The 8,360-nt window shown below is 59.4% G+C and carries 6 protein-coding genes and 1 pseudogene; 4 read left to right on the plus strand and 3 right to left on the minus strand.

Annotated elements, in window-relative coordinates:
• Window positions 1-336: pseudogene (locus tag A4R35_RS01640) on the minus strand (VOC family protein); the annotation flags it as partial.
• A 213-nt stretch (window positions 337-549) separates the two neighbouring features.
• On the opposite strand from A4R35_RS01640, the gene A4R35_RS24560 reads away from it, so the two are divergent.
• The 4 genes from A4R35_RS24560 to A4R35_RS01660 all read left to right on the plus strand — a co-directional run bounded on the left by A4R35_RS24560 (window position 550) and on the right by A4R35_RS01660 (window position 5,049).
• Window positions 550-1,140 carry an eCIS core domain-containing protein gene (locus tag A4R35_RS24560; protein WP_112425923.1) on the plus strand — a complete coding sequence of 197 codons (591 nt, stop codon included), beginning with the start codon at window positions 550-552 and terminating at the stop codon, window positions 1,138-1,140.
• Between the two features lie 72 nt (window positions 1,141-1,212).
• Window positions 1,213-3,423 (plus strand): tetratricopeptide repeat protein, encoded by a 2,211-nt coding sequence (locus A4R35_RS01650; RefSeq protein WP_112425925.1) that lies wholly within the window; start codon window positions 1,213-1,215, stop codon window positions 3,421-3,423.
• Window positions 3,424-3,780: 357 nt separating this feature from the next.
• A complete protein-coding gene (locus A4R35_RS01655) occupies window positions 3,781-4,425 on the plus strand; it encodes a serine/threonine-protein kinase (protein ID WP_112425927.1) in 645 nt (214 codons plus the stop codon).
• Window positions 4,426-4,506: 81 nt separating this feature from the next.
• On the plus strand, window positions 4,507-5,049 hold the full coding sequence (locus A4R35_RS01660; protein WP_112425929.1) for a dihydrofolate reductase family protein: 543 nt from the start codon (window positions 4,507-4,509) through the stop codon (window positions 5,047-5,049).
• A 436-nt stretch (window positions 5,050-5,485) separates the two neighbouring features.
• Here A4R35_RS01660 and A4R35_RS01665 read toward each other — a convergent pair whose 3' ends face one another.
• Both A4R35_RS01665 and A4R35_RS01670 read right to left on the minus strand, forming a co-directional pair.
• A complete protein-coding gene (locus A4R35_RS01665) occupies window positions 5,486-6,610 on the minus strand; it encodes a hypothetical protein (protein WP_112425931.1) in 1,125 nt (374 codons plus the stop codon).
• Window positions 6,611-7,114: 504 nt separating this feature from the next.
• Window positions 7,115-8,360: VWA domain-containing protein (locus A4R35_RS01670; protein WP_189361214.1), on the minus strand; the 1,246-nt coding region annotated here is incomplete at its 5' end.

Raw genomic sequence — 8,360 nt, forward strand, 5'->3', positions numbered from 1 at the left:
TGCCAGGTGATCGGCTTCCAGGCCGGATCAAAGATCAGGTAGCCCGCATCCCCAAACAGCTCCACCCGATTGCCCCCCGGCTCGAGGACATACATAAAGTAGGCCTGGCTGATGCCATGCTTGCCCGGCCCGACCTCGATCTGAATCCCGTTCTCCATCAGCACATCAGCAATGTCGGAGAGGTGCTGCGGATAGCCGTACCAGTAGCAGATGTGGTGCAGCCGCCCCCGGGCCTCCACTGCGGTCGCCCATCAGGGCGATCTCGTGCATCAGGGCGCTCACGCTCAGCCAGGCGCCGGCCTCGGTGCCATCATTCAACATGATATGCTCGCGCAGAAGGCGAGGCGGTTGGCCTCCTGAGCGGGCAGGGACCAGGCGCCGCCAGGTGGCACGAGGAGCAGGAGCCCAGGCAGACGGAGGCGGGTGGGAAGGGGCGTATCTCCAGAGGGCCAAGAGAACGTCCATAGAACGATACGAGAACACCATGTGATATCATCCTTGCCAGAGAGTGATAGCTGATCCATATATGGTGAAAGGTGAGCGCGTCCGATGGGGCAACTCGCTCGAACTCACAAGAGGAAAGATAACCAGACGACCTCCCGCGAATCGGGCTTTCAAGGAGGTTTCTCACAGCCCTCTCCGGGGGAGGATGTCGAGCCTCGTTTCAGTCGAGAGAGCAACGAATGCTCAGTAGCGCTCCCTGGCGCTGATACGATACTGAGCAATGCTGAAGGGCAGCCTCTCGATACGGCAGTCCGCGCATTCATGGAGCCACGTTTTGGCCATGATTTTAGCAAAATACGTGTGCATGCGGATCAGTCATCTAATGCAGTTGCCATTGCATTAGAGGCTCGCGCCTTTACTCTTGGACAGCATATCTATTTTGGGGCGGGAGCGTATCAGCCAGATTCTCCCACCGGTCGGGCCACGCTGGCGCATGAGCTGGCTCATAGCGTTCAGCAAGGAGATAAAGCGGGTTCTGCTCCAGGCAGGCTCACCTCTCTGCCCATTAGCCAAGCTGGGGAGCCACTGGAGCGCGAGGCGGAGGCGGCAGCTCAGGCGATCACGAGCGGCGAAGCAATGGCGGAGATCAGCCATCGCTCGCCATACTCGATCCAGCGCCTCAGTCTGAACCCTTAAAAGCTTTTCGCTCCTTCGCTTACACCGCGCGAGCAAATCGATGCGGCCCTCAAGTCAAAAAAACCGGGCGACGTGAAGGCGATTGCAGACTTTTCGCCGGCAACCCTGGAAGAGAAATTGCAGCTTATCAATATCTTGCTTCAGCAGGGCTGGGTCGGTCCATTTGATGAATGGGCGCTAGAAGATATCTGGAGGAGTTTTGGCGACAACGTGTTGCAGGTGGGCGCAGCTCATTTTGACGTCTGGAAACAATGCGTGGATCGCGGGGCAGAGCTGGAGAAATTGCCGGCGGTTGTGGAGGCACAAAAGAAATTTCTGGCCGATGTGGAGACCATTGCACGCTACTACCTCCGCACGAATCAAGATTACATCGAGAAAGAGACCGAACGGCTTGGCTTGCAACAGCGCGTCGCCTCCTCTCAGCAAGACCAGGAGCTGCAGGAAATCCAGCAAGCTGCCCGGGTACTGCTTAGCGCCCAGGATCTGCAGGCGCAGCTGCGCCAGATTACGGTAGGCTATGACGTGGAGGTGACGGAGGAAGGCTTCTCCTACCTGGTTCCGGTGGGCTTTGATCCCATGCACAAACCAGCCATGGCCGAGAGGCCGCAACCAGGGGAGACTGTAGTAGGAGAAGCGCACACCCCCCTGGTACCCTGGGAGGAGGTCAACAAGCAGTATCAAAAAACGGTGGCCCTGATCACTGCCCTGACCAGTCGGTACCCTGCGCTCTTTGCTATGGCTGGCCTGGATCGACAAGCTGATTTGCGTAGCGTGGCGCAAGAGAGTCCCGAGCAGGCGCGCGCTATCATCAGTCAGGCGCTGCAAGGCGTCTCGCAGAAGATCACTGAGACCATCCCCAAGATCGGACGAGAGATCGATAGCCGGGACCTGATCTCCATCCATCAGCAGCTCTACAACGGCATGGAGCCACCACCAGGCACCTCGGGTCTTCCCTGGAGCAATCCCATCTATAAATGGGCGGCCCAGGAGGCCATCGGCGACTATCAAGCAAAGGAGTTCTGGACCAACCTGGGATTAACGGCTGTGGCCGCGATCGCCTTGATCGGTGCAGAGATAGCGACAGGAGGCCTGGCTACCTTCTTTCTGGCCGCAGGTGTAGGGATCGCCCTCTTCCAGGCAGAGCAAAGCTGGGAAAAGTATCTGAACCTGGCCCAGGCCTCGCAAGCCACTGTCACTCCTGAAACGTCTCTCATCCTAGAGGGGCAGGTCAGCGGGGCGCTCACCGATGCAATTTTAAATACAGTAAATGTCTTTATTATGGCCTATGGCCCTCTTGCTAAAGGCACAGAGGCGGCCTCTCAGGCTGCTAAAATTGCCGCGGAATCAGAGCCAGCGGCGCTGGCACAGGCAACGCTCAAGGAAGCCGATACCGCCATAGCGGAAGCTCAACAGGCCGAGCAAGCGCTTGCTAGGGCCGGAGAAGTGGAGCAGGCCGCGACGAGGGTTGAACAGGCCGAGCAGTCCCTGACTGCGGCTGAGCAGAAGCTTGTCGAGGCCTCCAAAGCCGGGCAGGCTTTGGAGAACGCCGAGCAGATAGAGGCCAAAATTGTTGAGATCGAAAAGGCCAGACAGGCATTGTCAGGTGCACCACAGGCTACTTCTGCTCTGGCCTCTGGACGAGCCATTGCGCCCAGGCTGCTCGATAAGGGTTTCAGCTCTGAGGCGCTGGAGGCGTTACAGAAAGCGGGTCTGGATATCAGCGAAAAATCCACACTTGCCAGGCAACTGATGGCAGCGGGAGATACCACTCGCGATTTTATCAACGCCTTTTATAACTGTCCAGGCATCGAGCGCGTCATCTCTTCATGGGCGAGAGGTGGTGAGACTCAGGTCGGGGTGCGCTTTGTCATGAAGTACTGCCTGGGCCGCTTGAAAGGGACCTCGGTGATGTTTGAATGGCCTGCCGGAATCCTGGATACCGCAGCAGGCGGTGAAACCTGGGCAAGATATATCGATGTCGTCGTTGAAGGTGGGTCGAGGGTTCATCCAGGAGAAGCTATAGCTATTGAACTCAAGTCCTGGACAAATCAAACGCTGACGAAATCGACCGGTAAAGTGACATCCCAACTGGTGCGCGACACCGCTCTGTATGGCCCTGGAAACGTCCGCTGGGTTTTTGATGGCACAAAGATCTCTCGGGAGGAAGTGATCGAGACGTTTCTGAAGATTATCACCAACGATGACTATCTGGCGGCTAACTGGGGTAACTCGACCGTTGAGATTCGCCAGGCCATTGAAGCTATGGTTGAGGTATATAAATAAAGGATACGAGAGGTTCCAGAGCCTTTTTGTGTCCTTCCGCTATGGCTGAAGCCACGGAGGACGCCCTCATGCCGTGCAAGCGAGCCCCGAGGCATGAGGGCGCCCTCTCTCCGTGCCCGACCGCTAGCGCGCCTCTGCAGATACCGCCTCATCCCCATCCGTAGAGGCATGGTGATCCCAGGGCCGGCAGGGCCAGCCGCAGCAGTTGGGCGGCTACGCCACTGACAAATGGTGGGCTGCCAGTTCTACGGCTTGCTCGTTTTTCCCCGCCCCATGCTATACTGCTTCCGTCATGCCTGACTCCCCACACGAGATTGAGCAGAGCCGTCTCTGTCGCTTGAAAAGGAGTGCTGCCTGATGCTCCCGGATCTCTCCGGTCAGCCTCTCGGTCGCTATCAGCTCGTCCATCTGCTCGGCGCTGGCGGCTTCGGCCAGGTCTATCTTGCCGAGGATCGGCGTCAGACGCTTCCCAGTCCGGTAGCCCTCAAGCTCCTCACTTCCTGCCCACTTGCCCCGACCGACTTGCAGACCTTCCTCAACGAGGCCCGCACCCTGCTGCGCCTGCGCCATGCCCACATTGTGCCCTTGCTCGATCTCGGTTTCGAGCGCAAACGTTCGCTTCCTTTCCTGGTGACGGCCTGCGCCCCCGGCGGCTCCCTGCGCCAGCACCTTCCCCACGGCTCACGTCTGCCCTTGTCCACCGTCCTGCGCGCCGTCAGCCAGCTCGCCTCTGCGCTGCAGTACGCCCACCAGGCCGGGGTCATCCACGGCGGTCTCAAGCCCGCCAATGTCCTGCTCGACGGGGCAGGCCGCCGCCTGCTCAGCGACTTCGGCATTGGGTTGCTGACCACCAGCTTCGCCACCTCCCTCACGCCCGACGCGGGAGCAGAAGGCAGCGCCGTCTATATGGCGCAGAGCAGTTGGTGGGGCAGCCGCAGCGCGCCAGCGATCAGTATGCCCTGGCCGTCATGGTCTATGAATGGCTGCCTTGACCGTTTCTGATGAGCTCCATGAGAATGACTTGAGGTGAACGCTTGCGATTGGCAAGTGCGTGACTGTGCTATTCCTTTTCAGGAGATGAAGATGGCGAACATTGTCGCTTCGATGTTTGTATCTCTGGATGGCGTTATTGAAGATCCAAAATGGACTTTTCGATTTACGAATGAAGAATCGCAAAAATATAAATTTGATGAGCTTTTTGACTGCTCTGCACTCCTTCTGGGACGCAGGACCTACCAGGGATTTGCTGCCAGCTGGCCGAGCATGCAGGGAACTGGGGCGTATGGAGAGCGCATGAACAGTTTGCCTAAGTTTGTGGTCTCTACCACGCTCTCAGAAATGGAGTGGAATGCCAGCTTGCTCACGGGCGATCTCACGGAAGCAGTCTCCCGGCTCAAGCAGCAATCAGGGCAGGATGTGTTGATTTTCGGCAGTGGGGAACTGGTCCACAGCCTGATGTCCTTGGACCTGATCGATGAATATCGACTGATGGTCTTTCCCATTGTAGTAGGCAGAGGTAAGCGTCTCTTCCGAGAGGGAAGCGGAATGAAGGCGCTGAAGCTGATCGACACCAGGACCTTCAGTTCTGGGGTCGTGGTCCTCACCTACCGACCAGAGCGGCCTTAGCCGGAGCGAAGCTGTCAGCCGTCCACGATCACGACGTTCCCCTGTGATGTCTCTGGCCCTGGAGTATGAAACGATTCATTCCTCCTTCAGGGCCCAGAGACATCTGCCTCTTTGAATGGAGAAATCATCACCTCTCGTCAAAGAGGCGGGCGTCAGTAGTATCGCCCGCCGATGGCGTGGTCTGTTATGCGATCAGCACCGAGCGGACTCTGGAATGCCGTGCATCCCCCGGCGCCTCCCCTTCCTGACCCTCTTAGGGAGCGCCAGCTTGCTTGCGGCCTCGGCACTCAGCCACTTTGTAGCCGCGCTGCCTGCTGAACTGGTCGCAGTCCTGTGAACGCTCTTTTGGCCACCTCGCTGGCTGCCTTACTGGCAGGCCAGGCCGAGCGGAGCGGCGCCCCTGGCCTGCCAGCTTATGCTCCTTATGACCACATGCTCACGCCCTGCGCCAGAGCGGGCGGCGCGACCAGCTCTCACCGCGCGTCATCCCACCCACCACAGCCGGAGTCGGGCGAACGCTGCCTGTTCGCCCCGACCCTGGTACAGGCAGCACAGCGTAGAGGCGTACACTGATATGCCCGGCAGACGCGACCTGCCCCAGCAGCCGGTAGTGAGCGTCAAGCCAGGCCAAGACCTGGCTCACACGCTCGGCCCCCTGCTGGTCAGGAACCCGACCCACGATATAGAAGAGACGGGTATGCTGGCGCGCATAGGCGGCAACGGCCGCAATGTCGAGCGCCGCATCGGCGGAGCGGCCGGGTGCCGCAAAGCCACTGCTGGTCTGCCAGGAGAGGAGATTGCCCGGCGCATCATCTGTGAAGTGAGCCCCGCTGACGGGATAAGCAGCAAAGTAGTACTCCAGCGAGGTCTGACAGCCCTGGATCGTATCATAGCAGACCAGGCCATCACCCGGCTGGTAATGATGCTGCAGCCAGAGAGCAGCGGTGCGCCAGTCCTCAAGCTGAGCATGTCCGTAATAGCCGAGGCCCGTCATCAACGTCAGGGCCAGCAGGAGCACCGTGAACAGCCCCTGCAGGAGACGCAGGCGCAGCGAGACCAGGCCCAGAGCCATCAGCAGGCAGAGCGGCGGAATCACCACCACCAGATAGCGCGCCGAAAAGAGATGCAACGACCCCTGTGAGACAACAAAGCTTATCAGCACAGGAAGAGCAAACCAGCAGAGCAACAGCCAGAACAGAGGCAGGCGCTCACGACTGGTCACCAGAAAATCCACAGCCATGTCCCGCTGCCCAGCCGGCGGAGCGGGCTGACCGAAGAGCAGCAGCGCTGCCAACGGGATCAGCATGACCGCCAGACCACAGACCAGCAGGATAGAGAAGCTCAGCTGGGCATCGCCCCCCACCAATGAAGGAACCAGGTTCAGCAGGTCATGCTGATGAGGTATGGGTAGCCAGCCCGTGCGAGAGCCATGCCGACTAACGAGCAGCCGAGGGATAACGGCAGGGACGCAGATCACCAGGGCAGCGCCGAGACTTCGCCAGCAGCGCCGCAGATCCTCCCGCCAGTCGCTGGGTAGCAGGAGCAGGCCGACGACGGCCACCACCTGCGCCCGAAGACCAGCAGACTGAAGAGCTGGGCATAGCAGGCCAGCACTGTGGCAGCCACATAGAGGCACCACCAGCCAGGTCGCCGCCGGCCAGGGCTGAGGAGATGGACCAGCGCGTACCAGGAGACTGGAGGCGTGGCGCTCACTGGTTCTGACAGTGACGGCTCCTGGGGCGCGTCGAGCTGTCTATCAAGAGCGCTACCAGCGCTATCGCGAGCTCTTGCTCTCACCTGCGGCGCCGTGCTGGAGGAGCGCGAGTCAGGGGGGACAAGGCCCCGTGAAAGCGAGGGAAGGGTTGGCCAGTTGGAGCCAGGATGATTTCGTGCTGGCGAACAGATAGCCAGGCAACCTGCCCGCTCAGTACTGTGCTCATCTCAGGGCGCTTCGCGGCTGCCCACCAGGGGCCACTCGGGCTGAGGGCGTCCCCAGCGCAAACGTCACTGGAAGCGGCGTATGGGGAAAGAGGCCGTGGCCGTATGAATAGCTATTCAGTGTGACTCAGCCATCGGCGACAACAGAGTCAGTGAACAGACCATCGAGGAAAGGCTCCAAGAGGTCGGCGTGGTTGAGCTGATAGCAGCACTTCTTGCCAGAAGGGGCCGGGTTTAGGGGGAGGCTGGCCGTTTGGCCTTCCTCGTCGGGTAGCTCTGAGGCCAGCTCAAGCATGCATCTGGCTCCAGGAGGCCAATGCTGGGGTGCCCTCCTGCAAAATCGGTCAAGCAGCCGTTGGCGATGAATCAGGCCGCTGATGATGACAACCCCGCGTCGCTTTAACAGTCTGGCTGTGATCAAGGCATCTTGTGTGTAGGGAAAGGCGCCGTCGGAGATGATGAGCAAGACCTTGCGATGCTGCTGATAGCATGGCTCAAGAAAACGACGGGCTGCCCAGTCCAGTGCTTCCTGAAAGGGGGTTGCGCCGAAGAGAACGCCTGCGGTGCAGAGTTGCTCTTCAAACTCAGCAGGAACCAATGTACTCAGACTCTTCAGCGGACGGATGACCTCGCGGCTGCTTGCCAACCGAACCCAACGCTGAAGGTTGTTCCTGGCCTCGCGCTGGAACTGGCGAAGGAAGAGAGACAGGACGGTCTCCTCAATGAGCGGTCGCAGGATGTCCCAACCATGTTTCTGGAGAAAGCGCCTGGTCAGGCTCTCAACAGTGCGGCGATCAAGGCGAGCTGAGATCAAACGCCGCTGGGCCATCAGCTTGCCGAGCAACAGCGTCAGAACCATTGTCACATGCTGCTCGACCTCTCTTTGGAGGTCGGCATAGATGCGCTTGGCCAGGGTCAGAGCACGTTCCTCATCCAAATCATTAACGATCTCTTCCAGAGTGAAGCCCAGGACGAAGGCTTGCAGTGCTGTGACAACATACGCCTTGGCGAAACGTTCCAGGTGCCCTTCAATGATGTGGACATAGTGATCCCGGTAATGCTTGAAATGTCTGCTGGCCTGGTTGAAGACCGAGTCTGCATATTCCCTGGCAGCACGGCGTGAGACCTCGCGAATCCTGACAGCTCGCTGTTCTAGCCACTCCTGGAACAAAGCTGCGAGTCGAGGGAAGCAGTCGAGACGGGTGAGGCGGGCCAACAAGCTGCGCTGAAGGCGGCGCGTGGCTGACTCGTGCAGGGCCTGTTCAATGTAGTCCACCAGTTCACCAAAGGCATTGGCCACAATGGCCGTCTGCTCGAAGACCGTGCCAGCGCACTGTTGCCACTTCTTGTGGAGGAGCTGCTGGAAGCGCTCC

It is taken from the genome of Thermogemmatispora tikiterensis (assembly GCF_003268475.1).
Classification (GTDB): domain Bacteria; phylum Chloroflexota; class Ktedonobacteria; order Ktedonobacterales; family Ktedonobacteraceae; genus Thermogemmatispora; species Thermogemmatispora tikiterensis.